The sequence below is a fragment of the Paraburkholderia sp. D15 genome (genome assembly GCF_029910215.1).
Classification (GTDB): domain Bacteria; phylum Pseudomonadota; class Gammaproteobacteria; order Burkholderiales; family Burkholderiaceae; genus Paraburkholderia.
The window spans coordinates 1,394,115-1,412,475 of sequence record NZ_CP110396.1; the positions used below are offsets into that span (position 1 = coordinate 1,394,115).

General features: G+C 62.9%; 18 protein-coding genes. 10 read left to right on the top strand and 8 right to left on the bottom strand.

Annotation, left to right across the window (positions count from 1 at the left end; genetic code table 11):
* Window positions 1-47: 47 nt before the first annotated feature.
* Together LFL96_RS26185 and LFL96_RS26190 are read right to left on the bottom strand one after the other, a co-directional pair.
* Window positions 48-929 (bottom strand): polyprenyl synthetase family protein, encoded by an 882-nt coding sequence (locus LFL96_RS26185; protein WP_281003604.1) that lies wholly within the window; start codon window positions 927-929, stop codon window positions 48-50.
* Window positions 926-1,234: an exodeoxyribonuclease VII small subunit gene (locus LFL96_RS26190; protein WP_281003605.1), complete on the bottom strand. Its 309-nt coding sequence runs from the start codon at window positions 1,232-1,234 to the stop codon at window positions 926-928. Before LFL96_RS26190 ends, LFL96_RS26185 begins: the two co-directional genes overlap by 4 nt.
* A gap of 308 nt (window positions 1,235-1,542) precedes the next feature.
* On the opposite strand from LFL96_RS26190, the gene LFL96_RS26195 reads away from it, so the two are divergent.
* On the top strand, window positions 1,543-2,649 hold the full coding sequence (locus tag LFL96_RS26195; protein ID WP_281003606.1) for an aromatic ring-hydroxylating dioxygenase subunit alpha: 1,107 nt from the start codon (window positions 1,543-1,545) through the stop codon (window positions 2,647-2,649).
* A 187-nt stretch (window positions 2,650-2,836) separates the two neighbouring features.
* Window positions 2,837-3,706 carry a sulfurtransferase gene (locus LFL96_RS26200; RefSeq protein ID WP_281003607.1) on the top strand — a complete coding sequence of 290 codons (870 nt, stop codon included), beginning with the start codon at window positions 2,837-2,839 and terminating at the stop codon, window positions 3,704-3,706.
* A 135-nt stretch (window positions 3,707-3,841) separates the two neighbouring features.
* Here LFL96_RS26200 and LFL96_RS26205 read toward each other — a convergent pair whose 3' ends face one another.
* From LFL96_RS26205 to polA, 3 genes are all read right to left on the bottom strand, one after another.
* The gene (locus LFL96_RS26205; RefSeq protein WP_281003608.1) at window positions 3,842-4,714 is read right to left on the bottom strand and encodes a dienelactone hydrolase family protein; all 873 of its coding nucleotides are present in this window, start codon (window positions 4,712-4,714) and stop codon (window positions 3,842-3,844) included.
* Between the two features lie 170 nt (window positions 4,715-4,884).
* Window positions 4,885-6,234, bottom strand: a complete 1,350-nt coding sequence (locus tag LFL96_RS26210) for an NAD(P)/FAD-dependent oxidoreductase (RefSeq protein ID WP_281003609.1) — start codon at window positions 6,232-6,234, stop codon at window positions 4,885-4,887.
* A gap of 155 nt (window positions 6,235-6,389) precedes the next feature.
* Window positions 6,390-9,131, bottom strand: a complete 2,742-nt coding sequence (gene polA / locus LFL96_RS26215; protein ID WP_281003610.1) for a DNA polymerase I — start codon at window positions 9,129-9,131, stop codon at window positions 6,390-6,392.
* Between the two features lies 1 nt (window position 9,132).
* On the opposite strand from polA, the gene LFL96_RS26220 reads away from it, so the two are divergent.
* On the top strand, window positions 9,133-9,876 hold the full coding sequence (locus LFL96_RS26220; RefSeq protein ID WP_073428625.1) for a TIGR00730 family Rossman fold protein: 744 nt from the start codon (window positions 9,133-9,135) through the stop codon (window positions 9,874-9,876).
* Window positions 9,877-9,882: 6 nt separating this feature from the next.
* Here LFL96_RS26220 and LFL96_RS26225 read toward each other — a convergent pair whose 3' ends face one another.
* The gene (locus LFL96_RS26225; protein ID WP_281003611.1) at window positions 9,883-10,800 is read right to left on the bottom strand and encodes a transcriptional regulator GcvA; all 918 of its coding nucleotides are present in this window, start codon (window positions 10,798-10,800) and stop codon (window positions 9,883-9,885) included.
* 96 nt (window positions 10,801-10,896) lie between these two features.
* Here LFL96_RS26225 and LFL96_RS26230 point away from each other — a divergent pair, with 96 nt between their 5' ends.
* Window positions 10,897-11,466, top strand: a complete 570-nt coding sequence (locus LFL96_RS26230) for a chromate transporter (protein ID WP_281003612.1) — start codon at window positions 10,897-10,899, stop codon at window positions 11,464-11,466.
* Window positions 11,463-11,993 carry a chromate transporter gene (locus tag LFL96_RS26235; protein WP_281003613.1) on the top strand — a complete coding sequence of 177 codons (531 nt, stop codon included), beginning with the start codon at window positions 11,463-11,465 and terminating at the stop codon, window positions 11,991-11,993. The genes LFL96_RS26230 and LFL96_RS26235 overlap by 4 nt, the downstream gene beginning before the upstream one ends.
* On the opposite strand, the gene LFL96_RS26240 is transcribed toward LFL96_RS26235, so the two are convergent.
* Window positions 11,899-12,705: an NYN domain-containing protein gene (locus tag LFL96_RS26240; protein ID WP_281003614.1), complete on the bottom strand. Its 807-nt coding sequence runs from the start codon at window positions 12,703-12,705 to the stop codon at window positions 11,899-11,901. The two genes, LFL96_RS26235 and LFL96_RS26240, sit on opposite strands and share 95 nt — an antisense overlap.
* Before the next feature lie 229 nt (window positions 12,706-12,934).
* Complete coding sequence (locus LFL96_RS26245; RefSeq protein ID WP_281003615.1) at window positions 12,935-14,461, bottom strand: AMP nucleosidase; 1,527 nt, start codon at window positions 14,459-14,461, stop codon at window positions 12,935-12,937.
* Window positions 14,462-14,661: 200 nt separating this feature from the next.
* Here LFL96_RS26245 and LFL96_RS26250 point away from each other — a divergent pair, with 200 nt between their 5' ends.
* From LFL96_RS26250 to LFL96_RS26270, 5 genes are all read left to right on the top strand, one after another.
* The gene (locus tag LFL96_RS26250) at window positions 14,662-15,057 is read left to right on the top strand and encodes a hypothetical protein (RefSeq protein ID WP_281003616.1); all 396 of its coding nucleotides are present in this window, start codon (window positions 14,662-14,664) and stop codon (window positions 15,055-15,057) included.
* Window positions 15,058-15,314: 257 nt separating this feature from the next.
* Complete coding sequence (locus tag LFL96_RS26255) at window positions 15,315-16,310, top strand: homoserine kinase (protein WP_281003617.1); 996 nt, start codon at window positions 15,315-15,317, stop codon at window positions 16,308-16,310.
* Entirely contained in the window at window positions 16,301-17,107 is an 807-nt protein-coding gene (locus LFL96_RS26260; RefSeq protein WP_281003618.1) for a BPSS1780 family membrane protein, read from the top strand. The genes LFL96_RS26255 and LFL96_RS26260 overlap by 10 nt, the downstream gene beginning before the upstream one ends.
* A 203-nt stretch (window positions 17,108-17,310) precedes the next feature.
* On the top strand, window positions 17,311-17,763 hold the full coding sequence (locus LFL96_RS26265; RefSeq protein WP_281003619.1) for a MarR family transcriptional regulator: 453 nt from the start codon (window positions 17,311-17,313) through the stop codon (window positions 17,761-17,763).
* 174 nt (window positions 17,764-17,937) lie between these two features.
* Window positions 17,938-18,357, top strand: a complete 420-nt coding sequence (locus LFL96_RS26270; protein WP_281003620.1) for an organic hydroperoxide resistance protein — start codon at window positions 17,938-17,940, stop codon at window positions 18,355-18,357.
* The last annotated feature ends 4 nt before the right edge of the window (window positions 18,358-18,361 follow it).

Sequence of the window (18,361 nt, forward strand, 5' to 3'; positions counted from 1 at the left end):
CATTCATGCACCTCGTGGGGAAGGCGCGCGGCGGCGGGCTTTCGCGTTCAGCTGACCCGGTTCACCACCAGGTCGGCCAATTCGGCAAGACGCTGCGCGCGTGCGCCAAACGGCGCCAGCGCCGCGTGAGCGTCGCTGCGCAACTGCGCGGCGAGCGCGCGCGAAGCGTCGAGCCCGATAATCGACACGTAGGTCGGCTTGCCGTCCTTCGCGTCTTTGCCTGCGGTCTTGCCGAGCGTCGCGGAGTCGGTCGTGACGTCGAGAATGTCGTCGACGACCTGGAACGCGAGGCCGACAGCGGCCGAGTAGGCATCCAGCGAGCGCATTGCGTCGGCGTCCGGCGCGGCGCCGGCCAGCGCGCCCATGCGCACAGCCGCGCGCAGCAATGCGCCGGTTTTCATCCGATGCATGGTTTCGAGCTGCGGGCGCGTCAGCGTATGGCCGACGCTCGCCAGGTCGATCGCCTGACCGCCGCACATGCCGATCGAGCCGCTCGCCAACGCCAGTTCGCGCACCAGCGCAGCCTGCTGCGCCGGGGCCAGAACGTCCGACGTCAGCGCGACGAACGCCTGCGATTGCAGCGCGTCGCCGACCAGCAAGGCCGTGGGTTCGTCATATTGCACGTGCACCGTGGGCTTGCCGCGACGCAGCGCGTCGTCGTCCATGCACGGCATGTCGTCGTGCACGAGCGAGTACACGTGGATCATTTCCAGCGCCGCCGACGCCGCGTCGAGGCAATCGGCGCGCGCGCCGGTCAGCTCGCCGGCCGCATGGCACAGCAGCGGGCGAACCCGCTTGCCGCCGCCCAATACCGCGTAGCGCATGGCTTCATGCAGCTTGCCCGGCTCGGTGGCCTCGGTGGGCAGATAGTGTTCCAGCGCCGTCTCGACACGCTCGAGAACCGAGCGCATCCATGGTTCGAATGTCATAGGTCGTCCCCGCTTTCAGTAGCGGCTGTGCCTGCACTATTCACGGGCAGCGGTTTGAGCGTCTCGCCGTCGAGTACGCGTACCTGCTGCTCGACCTTCTCGAGCTGCTGCTGACAGAACGCCACGAGCGCGGCGCCGCGCCGGTAGGCGGTCAGCGACTCCTCGAGGCTGAGACTGCCGCTTTCCATGCGCGCCACCAGTTCTTCCAGCTCGGCCTGAGCGGCCTCGTAGTTCCCGGGCAGCGGCGTGGTGTCGACGCCCTCGGCAGGCGCGGCAGCAGTATCTTTCGATGCGGTCTTCGCCATGAATAGTCGCAAAATTAAAACAAGTCGGACATTCTACGGCAAAAGCGACATTTCCGATCCGCTCGCCGCCTCCCTCCGAGGCCTTTCCCTCCGTTCATCGTGTAATTAATCCGCCCGCGTCACCCGAGTGTCGCAGAAAAAAATCCTTGGGGCCGGGTCGAAAAACCACGAACTTCCGCGACATTTTTGATCCAAATGAACTACTTACGTGCCCCGGGGATGGGGAAACGGGTATAATCGCGGGCTCCCTAAATCGAATCTTCGATGGTTGGGTTGTTCACTGCTTTCACGTCTTCACGGGAGTGGGAATGTCCAATCTGAGCAATGCATTGCAGTTGCGGTCTGTCCACAGCCAGCTGCCAGTCACGGCTTACTTTGACGAAGCGCTTCTAACGCGCGAAATCGAAACCCTTTTCAAGAAAGGTCCTCGCTACATCGGCCACGATCTGATGGTGCCCGAAGCGGGGAATTATTTTGCCTTGCCCAGCGAAAGCGAGGGGCGCGTGCTCGTCCGTAACCAGCAGTCGCAAGTCGAACTGCTGTCGAACGTGTGCCGCCACCGGCAAGCCATCATGCTCAACGGCCGCGGCCAGACGGAGAACATCGTCTGCCCGCTGCACCGCTGGACATACGACCTGCACGGCGAGTTGCTCGGCGCGCCGCATTTCGCGGACAACCCGTGCCTGAACCTCGGCGCCACGCCGCTGCAGAACTGGCAAGGCCTGCTGTTCGAAGCGCAGGGCCGCGAGGTCGCGCGCGATCTGGCGCGCCTCGGCCCCCGGCATCACTTCGATTTTTCGGGCTTCATGTTCGATCACGTCGAAGTACACGAGTGCAACTACAACTGGAAGACCTTCATCGAGGTCTATCTGGAGGACTATCACGTCGCGCCGTTCCATCCGGGCCTCGGCAGCTTCGTCAATTGCGACGATCTGACGTGGGAATTCGGCGACTGGTACAGCGTACAGACAGTCGGCGTGCACAAGGATCTGGAACAGCCGGGCAGCCCGACGTATCGCAAGTGGCACGACGAAGTGCTGCGCTTCCGCGACGGCAACCCGCCCGAATTCGGCGCGATCTGGATGGTGTACTACCCCGGCATCATGATCGAGTGGTATCCGCATGTTCTGGTGGTGTCGTGGCTGATCCCGCGCGGGCCGCAGAAAACCACGAACGTCGTGGAGTTCTATTACCCTGAGGAAATCGCGCTGTTCGAACGCGACTTCGTCGAAGCCGAGCGCGCCGCCTATATGGAAACGGCTCGCGAAGACGACGAAATCGCCGAGCGCATGGACGCCGGACGCCGTGCGCTGATGGACCGCGGCGAGTCGCAGGTCGGCCCGTACCAAAGCCCGATGGAAGACGGCATGCAGCACTTCCACGAGTTTTTGCGGCGCGAACTCGGCACGATCTGAGTCGATCTCGACGTTTGAATCGGCCAGGCCTCGAGTCGTTCGCAAGCAGCGTCAGCGCAACGAATGAGAGCAAGGAAAGACGGACTGCGGTCCGTCTTTTTTTGTTTAGACTACCGGGATAGCCCGGTCATGCAGTCGCGGCAACACGCCGCCGAACGCAGCCGCCATCGCCTATGAAGGAGACGTCATGCCGCACACTCACTACACCACGCTGATCTCCGCGACGAATCTCGCGGAACGGCTCGCCGCCGCGCCGGGCAGCGTCTTCGTGATCGATTGCCGGTTCGATCTGGCCGACACGGAAGCCGGCGAAAAGGCTTATCTCGCCGGACATCTGCCGGGCGCACACTATCTGAATCTCGACCGCGATCTGTCGGGGCCGAAGACCGGCACCAACGGGCGTCATCCGCTGCCGGATCGCGCGCGTCTCGTGGAAACGCTGGAGTCGCGCGGCTTGAAGCAAGGCCAGCAGGTGGTCGCGTATGACTCGCAAGGCGGCATGTACGCGGCCCGTGCGTGGTGGCTGTTGCGCTGGCTCGGCCATGACTCGGTCGCGCTGCTCGACGGCGGCTTGCAGGCGTGGGAGGCGGCCGGTCAGCCGTTGACGCAGGACGTGCCGGCGCAGAACACCGGCGATTTCAAGGCTCACGCACCGCTCGCGGTCACCATCGACGCGCAAGGTGTGGAACGCAATCTCGCGTCGAGGGAGCGCGTGGTCGTCGACGCGCGCGCCGCCGATCGCTATCGCGGCGAGAACGAGACGCTGGATCGCGTCGGCGGTCATATTCCGGGTGCGCTGAATCGCTTCTTCAAGGACAACTTCACCGCGGACGGCCGCTTCAAGCCGGCGCACACGCTGCGAGAAGAGTTCCACGCAATCCTGGGCGATACGCCGCCGGAGCATGTGGTGCTGCAATGCGGCTCGGGCGTGACGGCGTGCGTGAATGCGGTCGCGATGGAAGTTGCCGGCCTGCACGGCGCGGCGCTGTATGCGGGCTCATGGAGCGAATGGAGTTCGGACCCGAAGCGGCCGATCGGCACCGGGCCGAATCCTTGAGCACGGACAGGTAGATAGAAGCCTGCGCTGGTCGGCAATGAAAAAGCCGTTGCCGCTTGTTAGCGGCAACGGCTTTTTTACAGCAGCGGGACAATCCAGCGTTCGCCAGTGCTCGCTGACGAAATAAACGCGCCGTCAAGCCACCCCGTGCTGCTTGAACCACACCAACGCGCGACGCCAGCCATCCTCGGCATCGGCTTTCTTGTAGCTCGGGCGGTAGTCCGCGAAAAACGCGTGACCCGCATCGTCGTACACGACGAACTGCGAACCGCGTCCGGCCTCCGGACCTTGTGCGATTGCCTGCTTCATCTGTTCGAGCGTGTCCTGCGGAATGCTCTGATCCTGGCGTCCATACAAGCCCAACACCGGCGCATGCAACTGCGCCACTTCATCGAGCGGATTGGCTGGCGTGTTCGCGGTCTTCTGCCCCGTCACGCGCCCGTACCACGCCACGCCCGCCTTCAACCGCGGATTGTGCTCGGCGTACAGCCACGCGATGCGTCCGCCCCAGCAGGAGCCGTTCACGCCCAATCGGTTCAGGTCGCCGCCATGCTCGCCAGCCCACGCGACGGTCGCATCGAGGTCGGCCAGCACTTGCGCGTCGGGCACCTTGCTGACCAGTTGCTCGTTGAGCTGCTGCATGCTCGTATAGACGGACGGGTCGCCCTCCCGCTCGTACAGATTCGGTGCGATCGCCAGATAACCCAGCTTGGCGAAGCGCCGGCAGACATCGGCGATATGCTCGTGCACCCCGAAAATCTCATGCACGACGATGATCACCGGCAGATGCGTCTTGCCCTTCGGCTGCGCGCGATACGCGGGCACCAGCGTGTCGCCGGAATGCACGGCCACCTCGCCGGCCTCGAGGCCTTCGCTATCGGTATGAATGGTTTGCGCCGACACCGGCAGCACGGCGGCCGCGAAGCCAGTGCCAAGCGCGGCCTTGATGAAGGTACGGCGATTGAATGGAACGTGCGGGACCAGACTGTCGATCTCGGGTTTCAGCATGCGGCGCTCCTCGGTTGGACGTTGGAGGCAACAGGATACGCCTGACGGGCATCCTGTTGCAGGAGCGGCTTTCCCGAGGAACGCACGAGCCGGAGATCGAAGGCCGGGCGCCTGACCACTGGGCCGGCGCCGCCCGTAAGCGCGGCGCCGCCGGCTTCAGCGGAGCGACATCAGTGCAGCTTGACGCGCGGCAGCGTGGTCCGCCGCAGCCAGTGCGCGAACGTATCGAGCACCATCCGCGCATAGCCGTGCAACGCGGCGATATGCAGCCGGTACAGCGACATATACATGAAGCGCGCGAACAGCCCCTCGATCAGCATGTTGCCGCCGATCACCCCGCCCATCAGATTGCCGACCGCGCTGAAATGCCCGAGCGACACCAGCGAGCCGAAGTCGCGGTAGGTGAATTCCGGCAACGGCTTGTTGTCGAGCCGCGCGGCGAGCGCCTTCATCAGAAAGCTCGCCTGCTGGTGAGCGGCCTGCGCGCGCGGCGGCACATTGCGCTCGTTGCCGGGCCACGGACACGCCGCGCAATCGCCGAGCGCGAACACGTTATCGTCGATCTCGGTTTGCAGCGTGCGGCGCACGACGAGCTGGCCGAGCCGGTTGACCGGCAGTTCGTCGAGTTGACTCAGAATGGCCGGCGCCTTGATGCCCGCCGCCCACACGGTCAGATCGGCGCGCACGGTCTTGCCGCTCGCGGTGCGAATCATGCCGGGCGCGACTTCGGCGACGGTCTCGCCGATCATCAGCTTCACGCCGAGCTTGGTCAGCAGCTCGGCGGTCGCCGTCGACACGCGCTCCTGCAAGGCCGGCAAGATACGCGGCCCCGCCTCGATCAGCACGATGCCGACGTCATGCCGCGGATCGAGCTTATGCAGGCCATACGCCGACAACACCTGAGCGGTATTGCGCAACTCCGCCGACAGTTCGACGCCCGTCGCACCACCGCCGACGATCGCCACCTGGATGCGCGGTTCACCGGATGCGCCCTCGTCCGGCGTCGCCTCGACGGGTTCATGCACCTGATGTTCGGCGCGCATGCACGCCGCGATCAAACGCTTGCGGAAGCGCTCGGCCTGGCTGACCGTATCGAGTGCGAGCGAAAACTCGGGCGCGCCCTTCACGCCGAAAAATGCCGTGGTACTGCCGATCGCGATGATCAGCGTGTCGTATTCAAGTTCACGCTCGGGCAACAGCTCGGCGCCGTCGTCGTCGAGCACCGTGCCGAGCGTGAGACGCTTGTTGGCGCGGTCGAGACCGGCCAGTTCGCCCTGCTGGAATTCAAAGCCATGCCAGCGCGCCTGCGCTGCATATTCGAGTTCCTGCGTGAACGGGTCCATGCTGCCCGCCGCCACTTCATGCAGCAGCGGCTTCCAGATGTGGGTCGGGTTGCGGTCGACGAGCGTCACCTGCGCGCGCGCGGCGCCTTTGTTCTTGTGGGGCGCGTAGCGATCGCCCAGACGCGTCGCTAACTCCAGCCCCCCCGCGCCTCCACCAACGACGATAAATCGATGCATTGAACTCTCCGTGTTTGCTGATCGGTTATGCGTCGCACGGCGCGTCGCAACGCGCCGTCTTTCAGCGATTGTCCGTGAGCGGCACGGTTTGTCACAAGCTATCAATGCGCATATGTGACATGCGCACGACGTTATCGCTAGCCGTCACCTGTGCGTCAATGTGCCTCTTCCCAATTCAGACCGGCGCCGACCTCGGCAACCAACGGCACCTTGAGATCGGCGACGCCGCACATCAGCTCGGGCAAACGCTTGCGCACGTCGGACAGTTCGGCGTCCGGCACTTCGAGGATCAATTCGTCGTGCACCTGCATGATCATGCGCGTGCCGATTTTCGAGTCTTCGATCCACTTCTGCACCGCGATCATCGACAGCTTGATCAGGTCGGCGGCCGTGCCTTGCATGGGCGCATTGATTGCCGCGCGCTCGGCGGCCTGGCGGCGCGGGCCGTTGCCGCCGTTGATTTCCGGCAGCCACAGGCGGCGGCCGAACACCGTCTCGACATAGCCCTTGGCCTTCGCGCTGACGCGCGTTTCGTCCATATAGCGCGCGACCCCCGGATAACGCGCGAAATAGCGGTCGATATAGAGCTTCGCGGCGTCGCGCGTAATGCCGAGGTTCGACGCGAGGCCGAACGAGCTCATGCCGTAGATCAGACCGAAGTTGATGACCTTGGCCACGCGGCGCTGATCGCTCGACACTTCGAGCGGCGTCACGCTGAAAATTTCCGCCGCGGTGGCGCGGTGAATGTCTTCGCCCTGCGAGAATGCGCGCAGCAACGATTCGTCGCCGGAAATGTGCGCCATGATCCGCAATTCGATCTGCGAATAATCAGCGGAGACCAGCTTGTGTCCGGGCGGCGCGATGAACGCCTCGCGGATCCGGCGGCCTTCGCCGGTGCGTACCGGAATGTTCTGCAGGTTCGGATCGTTCGATGCGAGACGCCCGGTGACGGCCACGGCCTGCGCGTAGTTCGTATGCACGCGGCCCGTGCTGGCGTTGACCATGCGCGGCAATTTATCGGTGTAGGTCGATTTGAGCTTCGACAAACCACGATGTTCGAGCAGGATCTTCGGCAGCGGATAATCTTCGGCGAGCTTCTGCAATACTTCTTCGTCGGTGGACGGCGCGCCGCTCGGGGTCTTCTTCACCACCGGCAATGCAAGCTTCTCGAAGAAGATCTGTCCGATCTGCTTCGGCGAGCCGAGATTGAATTCGCCGCCGGCCAGCTCATACGCTTCTTTCTCGAGTTCGATCAGACGCGCGGCGATTTCACTGCTCTGCACGCGCAGCTTCTCCGCGTCGATCAGCACGCCGGTGCGTTCCATCTTGCGCAGCACGCGTGAGGTCGGCACTTCGATTTCGCGGTACACGTACTCGAGCGTTTTTTCCGCGGCGACTTGCGGATACAGCGCTTGATGCAGACGCAGCGTGACGTCGGCATCTTCCGCCGCGTATTCGGCGGCGGTTTCGAGCGCAACCTCGTCGAAACCGATCTGCGACGCACCCTTGCCCGCGACTTCTTCGTACTTGATCGTCTTGATGCCGAGATGGCGGAGCGCGAGGCTGTCCATGTCGTGCGTGCGGTGCGATTCGACCACGTACGATTGCAGCAACGTGTCGTGCTCGATGCCGCGCATTTCAATGCCGTAATTGGCCAGCACCTGCTCGTCGTACTTCAGATGCTGACCGACCTTCTTGCGATCGGCGCTTTCAAGCCACGGCTTGAGCCTGGCGAGCACTTCGTCGCGCGGCAACTGCACGGGTGCGTCCGGACCGCGATGCGCGAGCGGCACGTAAGCAGCGTGTCCCGCTTCGACCGAGAGCGACAGGCCGACGATCTGCGCGACCATCGGATCCAGCGAGGTGGTTTCCGTATCGAACGAAGTCAGTTCGGCGGCGTCGATCCTTGCGAGCCACGCGTCGAACTGCTCCCACGTCTGCACGGTTTCATAGTGCCGCTCGTGATCCACCGACAACGCCGGTTCCGCGTCCACTTGCGGACCTTCCACGACGTCGGCGATTTCCACCTCGCGCAGCCAGGTCTTGAAGCCGTGGCGCGCGAACACGTCGCGCAGTTCGTCGCGCGCTTCCGGCTTGCTTTGCAGACTTTCCTCGATCGACACGATGTGCGCGGTCAGATCGCAATGGCGCTCGACGGTCACGAGTTTGCGCGCCATCGGCAGGAAATCCAGCGCGCGGCGCAGATTGTCTCCTACCGCACCTTTGATCTCGTCCGCATGTGCGACGATGCCATCCAGCGAGTCGAATTGCGTGAGCCACTTGAGCGCGGTTTTCGGCCCGCACTTCTCGACGCCCGGCACGTTGTCGACCGTATCGCCGATCAACGACAGATAGTCGATGATGCGTTCCGGCGGCACGCCGAACTTGGCGATCACGCCGGCACGGTCGAGCGTTTCGTTGGTCATCGTATTGATGAGGGTGACATGATCCGACACGAGCTGCGCCAGATCCTTGTCACCGGTCGACACGATCACGTTCATGCCGTGTTTCTCGGCTGCGGTGCTGAGCGTGCCGATCACGTCGTCGGCCTCGACGCCTTCGATCATCAGCAAGGGCCAGCCGAGCGCGCGCACGGCCACGTGAATCGGCTCGATCTGACGCGCGAGATCGTCCGGCATCGATGGACGGTTCGCCTTATAGTCGGGATACCAGTCGTCGCGAAACGTTTTGCCCTTGGCGTCGAACACGCACGCGCTATACTCTGCCGTGACTTCCTTGCGCATGCGCCGCAGCATGTTGATCATCCCGTAGAGCGCACCCGTGGGGCCGCCTTCGGGACCGCGCAGATCAGGCATCGCATGGTAGGCCCGGTACAGATAACTCGAACCGTCGACCAATAGCAGGGTCTTACCTTCAAGGTTTCGTTCTTCAGGCATTATGACTAAGAGAAAAGTGATTCCGAGTCTGCGATCGCTCGCAGATCAAGAGCGCGCAACGGCCAAGAAGGCCCGCGCATCGTGGCAGATGTTCACGATTATGGCAGAGTTTATCGAGGCGACCGAGTACCTCTCGGAGATTCGTCCGGCCGTCAGCATCTACGGTTCGGCGCGGCTCAAGCCGAACTCGCCGTACTACAAACTCGCCACGCAAATCGCGCGCAAGCTCTCCGATGCGGGCTTCGCGGTGATCTCCGGCGGCGGCCCCGGCATCATGGAAGCGGCCAACAAGGGCGCACATGCGGGCAAGGCGCCGTCGGTCGGTCTGAACATCGAATTGCCGCACGAACAATCGGGCAATCAGTGGCAGGACATCTCGCTGCGCTTCCGCCATTTCTTCACGCGCAAGGTCACGTTCGTGAAGAACTCGGACGCGGTGATCGTGATGCCGGGCGGCTTCGGCACGCTGGATGAACTCGCCGAAGTACTCACGCTGATCCAAACCAAGAAGTCGCGCCACGTGCCGATCATTCTGGTGGGCGCCGAGTTCTGGGAAGGCCTGCTCGCGTGGTTCAAGAACTCGCTCACGCCGATGGGCCTGATCAATCCCACCGACATGGATCTGATGCAGGTGATCGACGATCCGGATCAGGTGCTCGAAGCGGTGCTGAAGTTCTACGAAGACCGCGAAGAAGCCGAACCGCATCCGGCCAAATCGGATGAAGACCGGATGTTCTATCTGTAACCCTGGCTAAGGGGCAGCCTCCAGGCTGCCCGCTTCAGCGACATCCGTCTGGTCGCCTTGCGCCTGCAGCCACTCGCAGAATTGCGCGACCAGCGGCGCCTGCGCAACCTCGCGGCGCGCCACCCACCAATAGCCGCGCGCATCGATTCGCGGACCGCTCAACGGCACGACCAGGCGCCCGGACACGAGTTCATCCGCGAGCAAGGGCAACGGTCCGAGCGCCACGCCGAGACCATCCACCGCCGCCTGCAACGCCAGGTAGAAGTGGTCGAACGACTGCTTCTTCCGGCATTTAACCGTCACCCCTGCCGCCGATAACCAGTTGGCCCATGCATCCGGTCGCGTATCGGAATGCAGCAGCACGTGCCGCGCGAGATCGTCGGCAACCTTGATCGGCGAGCGCTGCAACAGCGCCGGACTGCACACCGGTATCTCGCTCTCTCCAAGAAAGTGGCCACTCACGCAATTTGGCCAATGCGCGGGCCCGCGACGCACCGCGACATCGAAACTCTCCAGCGTATCGACCGGCGCGTTCGAAGTGGACAATCTCAGTTCCACGTTCGGCACCTTGCGCTGGAACTGATGCAGACGCGGCAACAACCACTTCATCGCGAACGTGGGTAGCGCGTTCACGCGCAAGACGTGGACGACGCCGGTGTCGCGCAGTTGATCGGTGGCGAGTGCGATGCTGTCGAAGGCGGCCTGCACGGTGGACAGATAGCGGCGGCCGTCGTCGGTCAGACGCACGCGCTTGCCGCGGCGCTGGAACACCTGCACGCCAAGCCACGTTTCGAACGACGCCACCTGGCGGCTGATTGCACCGTGCGTCACATGCAATTCGTTCGCCGCGGCGGTGAAGCTTTCGTGACGCGCGGCGGCTTCGAAAGCGCGCAGCGCCGGGAAGGGAGGAAGATTACGGGCCATGCTTGTGATTCTAGATCACAAAGGCGCACCGAAAAATCGTTTTGCGCGCCACGGGTTCGGCGCTAATCTGCTGAGCTTGAACTGGAAGCCTGCAATATGGATCAAGACCTCACCGCGCCCGAGTCCGCACTCGCGCCAACACCCACACTGCGGGAAATTTTCGGCGGCTTTCTCGGCCTTGGACTCATTTCGTTTGGCGGAGCGCTGCCATTGGCGAGGCGCGCGCTGGTCGAACAGCGCCGCTGGCTCACCAGCGAAGAATTCACCGACCTGCTGGGCCTGTGCCAATTTTTGCCGGGCGGCAACGTCATCAATCTATCGGTCGCGATGGGCATGCGCTTTCGCGGCGTGCCGGGCGCGTTGGCCGGTCTGCTTGGGTTGATCGCGGGGCCTTCGCTGGTGGTGATCGGACTCGGTGTGCTGTACGAACATACGCAGAACGATCCGCATGTGCGTCATCTTTTTGCTGGACTGGCCGCTGCCGCGGCGGGCTTGCTGATTTCGATGGCGGTGAAAATCGTGCTGCCGTTGCGCAATAAGCCGCTGGCGGCAGTGATCGCCGCGCTCGGTTTCGTCGCCATCGCGGTATTGCGTCTACCGCTGTTGCCCACCATGCTCGTATTGACGCCGCTCAGCATCTACATTGCATCGAGGAGCGCCCGATGACCGACACGCTCATTGCCCTCGCGGTCATTTTCAGTCAGCTCTCGCTGCTCGCGTTCGGCGGCGGCAATACGATTCTTCCGGAGATGCAGCGGCAGGTGGTGGACGTGCACCACTGGATGCCGGCCAGCGAGTTCAGCGCATTGTTCGCGCTCGCGCAGGCGGCGCCGGGACCGAACCTGATGATCGTCACACTGGTCGGCTGGCATGTGGCCGGCTGGGCGGGGATGCTGGTGACGTCGGTAGCGAAGTTCGGGCCGTCGTCGCTGGTGACGATACTGGCGTTGCACGCGTGGGAGCGCTTCAAGGACCGCCCGTGGCGACGCTACGCGCAACTGGGGCTAGTGCCGGTGACGGCGGGCATTGTCGCGGCGAGCGCGGTGCTGATCGCAAGGGCATCGGACCCGACGGCGATCGCATGGGGCATCACCGCCTTCACAGCGGCATTGTCATTGAAGACTCGGGTGCACCCGCTCTGGCTGCTGGCCGCGGGAAGTTTGATCGGATTGACGGGGTTCGGGCAGATGTGACGCGAGGTCGCTGCGGGCACGTGGATCGCAGACCATCGATATGCTCGTGCAGATTGGCGGGGATGTGTTGCCACATCGGATCGAGAATGAAATCGATGCCCTCGCGCCTCGCCTGTTTTGCCGCGGGCACGAAGTCGGCGTCGCCGGCGATCAACACGATCTGATCGACCTGTTTCTTGAATGCCAGCGATGAAACGTCCAACCCGATGCGCATGTCCACGCCTTTCTGCCGAAAGTCGACCGCTACATCGTTGGGCGTGATATCCGCCATCTGAATCTTGCCGGACAACAAGAGCGCCACCTTGTCGGGCTTGATCGCCCATTGCGTGAATGCCGACAGATGCCCGAGCCTCAGCGCGACCTTCCGCATGCCGCGCAGATGTTCGTGCAATTCCAGACGGAACGTTGCCTCGCTGGATTTGCCGAAATCGATTGCCTGCTTGCTGATCGGGTTGTGCATCTTCTTGTCGAGCGGCGGACAGTCGTAAAAGAAAATACGATAAAGATCGTGCCGCTGCTGTGGCCCCCGCTCGCGCTCGATCCCCGTTCCCGCGCCGCCACCATTGCGCCGAGGATTCCTAAACGTTAAATGCGCGCAAGCCCACCGATGGGCGCATTCCGCAGCCCGGCGCGCGTCATGAGCATTGTGTGGTTCGATTGCGCGAAAGCGCTTGATGAAGAAAGCCCCGTCGATGAGGATCGCTGTCGACATTTTCACCCCCTGTTTTACCGGCCCAGAATGCAAAAAAGCCCAAGGGTTCGGCGCGGCGCTGGATGAGGTGCGTCGGCTTACTGCCAAGGGCTACATGACCGTTAATGTAGCATCCGTTACTAACGTTTTCAACAAATTTTGGGTGTAAAATTTTCGTTCACGCTCAAGACATAAAATCCCTTTCTCTTTATAAGAGAAACTGAGAATTTTCTTACTTCGAAGCGAGTCGTTACTGAAACGCCACTTCCGCGAAACTGCGCAGCTTCCGGCTATGCAGTCGATGCAAACCGTTCATCCGCAGCAACTCCATCGCCTTCACGCCGATCTGCAAATGCTGATCGACCTGCGCGCGATAAAACTGGTCGGCCATGCCGGGCAATTTCAACTCGCCGTGCAGCGGCTTATCCGACACGCACAGCAACGTGCCGTAGGGCACCCGGAAACGAAAACCGTTTGCCGCGATCGTCGCGCTTTCCATGTCGAGCGCAACCGCGCGGCTTTGCGACAGACGCTGCACCGGCTCGCGATGATCGCGCAGTTCCCAGTTGCGGTTGTCGACGCTCGCCACCGTGCCCGTACGCATCACGCGCTTGAGTTCTACACCGTCCAGTTGCGTGATCTGCGCGACCGCACGCTCCAGCGCAACCTGCACTTCGGCGAGCGCCGGAATCGGCACCCACAGCGGCAGGTCGTCGTCGAGCACGTGATCCTCGCGGACGTAGCCGTGCGCCAGCACGTAGTCGCCGAGACGCTGCGTATTGCGCAGCCCCGCGCAATGACCCAGCATGATCCACGCATGCGGGCGCAGCACGGCGATGTGGTCGGTGATGGTCTTCGCGTTCGATGGCCCGACGCCGATGTTGACCATCGTGATGCCGCTGCCGTCCGCGCGTTTCAGGTGATAGGCGGGCATCTGCGGCAGACGCGGCGGCGCGGTGCCCTCCTGCGCCTGTTCGCCGAGATTCTCGTTGTACGTGATCACGTCGCCGGGTTCGACGAACGACGTGTATTCGCTGCGATACGCGCGCAGTTCCTCGTCGTCGGTGTGGGCCATCATCGTGCGGCCGAGTTTGACGAACTCGTCGATATAAAACTGATAGTTCGTGTACAGCACGTAATTCTGGCAATGCGTCGGCGACGTGGCCGTGTAGTGCTTCAGCCGATGCAGCGAGAAGTCCACCCGCGCCGCCGTGAACAGCGCAAGCGGATGCGGGTCGCCCGGCAGCGGCTCGTACGTGCCGTTGACGATGCGATCGTCGAGCAGCGCCAGATCCGGTGTATCGAACACGTCGCGCATCAGGAACAGGCGTTCGCGATCCAGATCACCTTCAAGGTGAATGCCCTCGGCGAACGCGAAATGAATCGGAATCGGCTGCTCCGACACGCCGACCTCGATCTTCACGTGGTGATTCTTGGCCAGCAGCCGCAATTGCTCGCGATAGTAATTGCCGAACAGGTCCGGCCGCGTGACGGTCGTCTCGAACACGCCCGGACCCGCGACGAAACCGTACGACCGGCGCGAATCGATGTGGGTATTGATCTCGGTACGCACACGCACGAACGGGTAACAGGCACGCACCCGGCGTTCGAACAACTCGTTGCGGCGGTAGCGCGCAAAGGCGTCGCGCAGGAACGAGGTGTTCGCTTCGTAAATCGCCGAGAGGCGGGTGACCGCTTCGGCGGCGTCGTCGAAGGATTCGGTTGGGAAGCTGTTAGCGGGAGTCTGCACCGCGCGTTGATTGGTATCGTTGTTCATCTTCATTCGCCTCGATTGATGCGACGACATTACCACGGAACCCGTGATCGCCAAATGACCTTGCGACGCTTGCCAGCCCGGCCGCGGCAAGCCGCGTGGGATTGCGCACATGTGGCGCGAAAGCGGCGCAAAATAAGGCAATCGCGCTCGTCGGCGTGGCTGGATTTGCTAGAATCGGGCCACCTTATTGGAGAATCACCATGAAGCCGCTCCTTCCCGTCGCCGTTGCACTGGCCCTCGCCTTTGGCAACGCCGCGATGGCTGCCCAGCCTGTCGATGACACTCCGCCCCCCGGTGCACCTCAGTCGGCCAATGAACGCGCCGGCCTGCCCGACCTGGAGAAGATCAATCGCCCGGCCGCCGAGGTCAGTTCGAAGGTTGAAATCAACGTGCCGCGCACGCCGAGCTTCTACGAAAAGAGCCCTAACGGCACCGAAATCACCGAATACCGCGACAAAGGCAAGCCCGTCGAGATCAACGTGCATTCGAATCTCGGCACGCGCTATCAGATGAGCGCGCCGCTCGACACGTCGCCGAAGGTGCGCGACAACGGTCAGGCCAGCACGCGCTTGCCGTCCGTGCATTTGACCTACTGATTGACTGATGCATGACGGCCTGGCGATCCTGACCGGACCGTTGGGCCGCGGACCCCACAAGTCGTCGCGCGATACAGCCGAAAGAAAGGGCCGGTCAGTCCGCTTACGAGGCGGACTGCGCAGGGAAGATCCAACGCGGTAAGACCGCGTAAGTTTTTCGATGCCCATCGACCCGGCGTTCGACACCACGTCCTACCCGCCACATCTCGCACTGGCCGTCTTGCGCCAGCCCGACCAACCTGATCGACATTTCCCGCATGGCTGTCTTCACCGCTGTCACCGAACCCCAACTCACAGAATGGATGTCCCACTACGATCTCGGCGATGTCGTCGAGTTGCGCGGCATCTCGTCCGGTATTGAAAACAGCAACTTCTTTCTGACGACGACGCGCGGCGAATACGTCCTCACGATTTTCGAAAAGCTGACGGCCGAACAACTGCCGTTCTATCTCGACCTGATGCAGCATCTGGCCGCGCACCGCGTACCGGTACCGGACCCGATGCCGCGCCACGACGGTTCGCTGTTCGGCACCCTAAGCGGCAAGCCGGCGGCTATCGTCACCAAGCTGGAAGGCGCGCCGGAAATGTCGCCGAAAGTCGAGCACTGCGTCGAAGTCGGACAGATGCTGGCGCGCCTGCACCTCGCGGGGCGCGACTATCCGCGTTATCAGCCGAATCTGCGCAGCCTGCCGTGGTGGCGCGAAACCGTGCCGAGAGTGCTGCCGTTTCTGCAAGGCGAGCAGCGCGACCTGCTGGCGTCCGAACTGGCGTACCAGGAAGCCTTCTTCGCATCGGCCGACTACGCCGCGCTGCCTGCGGGCCCGTGCCATGCCGATCTGTTCCGCGACAACGCGATGTTCGCCCACGCCGCGCCGGAGACGGGGCATGAGGTGCGCCTCGGCGGCTTCTTCGATTTCTATTTCGCCGGCTGCGACAAGTGGCTGTTCGACGTCGCCGTCACCGTCAACGACTGGTGCGTCGACCTCGCCACCGGCAAGCTGGACGATGCCCGCACCGAGGCGCTGCTGCGCGCGTATCAAACCGTGCGGCCGTTCACCGTCGAAGAAAATCGCCATTGGGGCGACATGCTGCGCGCCGGCGCGTACCGTTTCTGGGTCTCGCGCCTGTATGATTTTCATTTGCCGCGCGCGGCAGAGATGTTGACTCCGCACGATCCCGGCCATTTCGAGCGCATTTTGCGCGAACGCCTTTCCGGCGTTGCACTCCCAGGCATTCATAGCTCATGCAACTGATCGAAGTTCCCGCGAAAACCGGTTACGTATGGTTCCGGCAGGGTATCTGGCTGTTCCGCAAGAACCCGCTCGCGTTTCTGACGCTCTTCTTCACCTATCTGCTGGTGATGACGCTGCTCGCGCAGATTCCGGTGATCGGCGGCGTGTTGCCGCTGGCCTTCATTCCGGGCGTCGCGGTCGGTTTCATGGCGGCGTGCCGTAATACGATCGCCGGCAAACCGGTGTTTCCGACCATCCTGGTGGACGGTTTTCATTCGTATGGCCCGGTGGTCGCGAGACGGTTGCTGGTCCTCGGCGTGCTGTACGTCGTCGCGATGGCGCTGGTGCTCGCCGGTTCTGCGCTCGCCGACGGCGGCATGCTGCTGAAGGTCATGCTCGGCACCGCCGCGATGGATCAGGACGCAATCCAGAACAGCAATATCCCGCTCGCGTTTCTCACCGCGTTCGCTTTCTACATTCCAGTGGCGATGATCTTCTGGTTCTCGCCGATCCTCACCGCGTGGCACGACGTGCCGCCGGTCAAGGCCATGTTCTTCAGCATCGTCAGTTGCTGGCGCAATCGCGGCGCGTTCATCGTGTTCGGCGCGCTGTGGTTCGCGACCTCGACGACGGTGTCGTTCGGCCTGTCCTTGCTGATGCAGGCGCTGGGCGCGACCGACTTCGCGTTCGCCGTGCTGATGCCCGCGACGATGATCGTCATCACCATGCTGTATTGCTCGTTCTACGCGACATACCGCGGCTGCTTCGGCGTGCAGGCGCCCGAGGCGCCGGACCTGCCGACCACGCCGGCCGCCTGAGCGCGGGTCTGACGCAAGCGCGGTCCATGCAGTACGCCCGCGGGGCGTTTGTCCCACGCGGGCCTCATTCGAACTGAAGGCCACACAATCGCGGGCGCGCTCACGGCGCCCGCCACCCCCTTCCCTCTCGTCATCCTGCATCGTTTTGCGGCACAATGATTTGCGTGCGATCGATTTGCACGCAATTTCCCGTGAGATGCATCATGACCCAGCGCCCCGCCTTACCCTTCACGCTCGACGAGCAACTCTGCTTCGCGCTTTATTCGACGTCGCTTGCCATGACGAAAGCGTACAAGCCGCTGCTCGACAAACTCGGCCTCACCTACCCGCAGTATCTGGCGATGCTGGTGCTGTGGGAGAGCGACGACGTGACGGTCAAGGACATGGCCGCGCGTCTGAATCTCGATTCCGCGACGGTCACGCCGCTACTCAAGCGCCTCGAGACGCAAGGTCTGCTGGAACGCGTACGCGGTATCGACGATGAACGGCTGGTGTACATCCGCCTGACCAAAGCCGGCACGGCTTTGAAACGCCAGGCGCGCGAAGTGCCCGCCGAAATCTTCTGTGCGACCCAGCAAACGCCGGAGTTTCTGCTGCGGCTGCGTGACGATCTGACACGCCTGCGGACCACGCTCAACGACTACATGGATCACTAAGCCGGCTCGACGCGCCGGGCTCGCTATCGACTCGATTCAAAATTTCATTTGCACGCAAATGATTTGTGTACTATCTTTATCACATGCCGCTTCCACAGCGCTCCGCCAAAAAGGCGGGCCAGCAAGCCGCGGCAAGTATGCAAACCCCGATCATCCAAACCACGGAGCAACATCATGAACATCCTCTACAAAGCAAGCGCAACGAGCACCGGCGGCCGTGACGGCCGCGCAGTTTCGTCGGACAACGCACTGGACGTCAAGCTGGCAGCACCGCGTGAATTGGGCGGCAACGGCGCGGCGGGCACGAACCCGGAACAACTGTTCGCGGCCGGCTATTCGGCCTGCTTCCTGAGCGCGATGAAATTCGTCGCGGGTCAGAAGAAGCAGACTCTGCCGGCAGACACGCAAGTCACGGCTGAAGTCGGCATCGGCCCGAACGACAAGGGCGGCTTCGCGCTCGACATCGACCTGCACATCTCCCTGCCGGGTCTGGACGCGGCGGCTGCCAAGGAACTGGTCGACACCGCGCATCAGGTTTGCCCGTACTCGAACGCCACGCGCAACAACGTCGCGGTTCGCCTGCAAGTCGCGTAAGCTG

What these genes read in the sequence shown, in the direction of transcription:
- LFL96_RS26270 (WP_281003620.1), top strand. Translation starts at nt 17,938, where the DNA reads ATGAACATCCTCTACAAAGCAAGCGCAACGAGCACCGGCGGCCGTGAC.
- LFL96_RS26240 (WP_281003614.1), bottom strand. Translation starts at nt 12,705, where the DNA reads ATGTCGACAGCGATCCTCATCGACGGGGCTTTCTTCATCAAGCGCTTT.
- LFL96_RS26190 (WP_281003605.1), bottom strand. Translation starts at nt 1,234, where the DNA reads ATGGCGAAGACCGCATCGAAAGATACTGCTGCCGCGCCTGCCGAGGGC.
- LFL96_RS26260 (WP_281003618.1), top strand. Translation starts at nt 16,301, where the DNA reads ATGCAACTGATCGAAGTTCCCGCGAAAACCGGTTACGTATGGTTCCGG.
- LFL96_RS26250 (WP_281003616.1), top strand. Translation starts at nt 14,662, where the DNA reads ATGAAGCCGCTCCTTCCCGTCGCCGTTGCACTGGCCCTCGCCTTTGGC.
- LFL96_RS26210 (WP_281003609.1), bottom strand. Translation starts at nt 6,234, where the DNA reads ATGCATCGATTTATCGTCGTTGGTGGAGGCGCGGGGGGGCTGGAGTTA.
- LFL96_RS26225 (WP_281003611.1), bottom strand. Translation starts at nt 10,800, where the DNA reads ATGGCCCGTAATCTTCCTCCCTTCCCGGCGCTGCGCGCTTTCGAAGCC.
- polA (WP_281003610.1), bottom strand. Translation starts at nt 9,131, where the DNA reads ATGCCTGAAGAACGAAACCTTGAAGGTAAGACCCTGCTATTGGTCGAC.
- LFL96_RS26230 (WP_281003612.1), top strand. Translation starts at nt 10,897, where the DNA reads ATGGATCAAGACCTCACCGCGCCCGAGTCCGCACTCGCGCCAACACCC.
- LFL96_RS26185 (WP_281003604.1), bottom strand. Translation starts at nt 929, where the DNA reads ATGACATTCGAACCATGGATGCGCTCGGTTCTCGAGCGTGTCGAGACG.
- LFL96_RS26245 (WP_281003615.1), bottom strand. Translation starts at nt 14,461, where the DNA reads ATGAACAACGATACCAATCAACGCGCGGTGCAGACTCCCGCTAACAGC.
- LFL96_RS26220 (WP_073428625.1), top strand. Translation starts at nt 9,133, where the DNA reads ATGACTAAGAGAAAAGTGATTCCGAGTCTGCGATCGCTCGCAGATCAA.
- LFL96_RS26205 (WP_281003608.1), bottom strand. Translation starts at nt 4,714, where the DNA reads ATGCTGAAACCCGAGATCGACAGTCTGGTCCCGCACGTTCCATTCAAT.
- LFL96_RS26200 (WP_281003607.1), top strand. Translation starts at nt 2,837, where the DNA reads ATGCCGCACACTCACTACACCACGCTGATCTCCGCGACGAATCTCGCG.
- LFL96_RS26195 (WP_281003606.1), top strand. Translation starts at nt 1,543, where the DNA reads ATGTCCAATCTGAGCAATGCATTGCAGTTGCGGTCTGTCCACAGCCAG.
- LFL96_RS26255 (WP_281003617.1), top strand. Translation starts at nt 15,315, where the DNA reads ATGGCTGTCTTCACCGCTGTCACCGAACCCCAACTCACAGAATGGATG.
- LFL96_RS26235 (WP_281003613.1), top strand. Translation starts at nt 11,463, where the DNA reads ATGACCGACACGCTCATTGCCCTCGCGGTCATTTTCAGTCAGCTCTCG.
- LFL96_RS26265 (WP_281003619.1), top strand. Translation starts at nt 17,311, where the DNA reads ATGACCCAGCGCCCCGCCTTACCCTTCACGCTCGACGAGCAACTCTGC.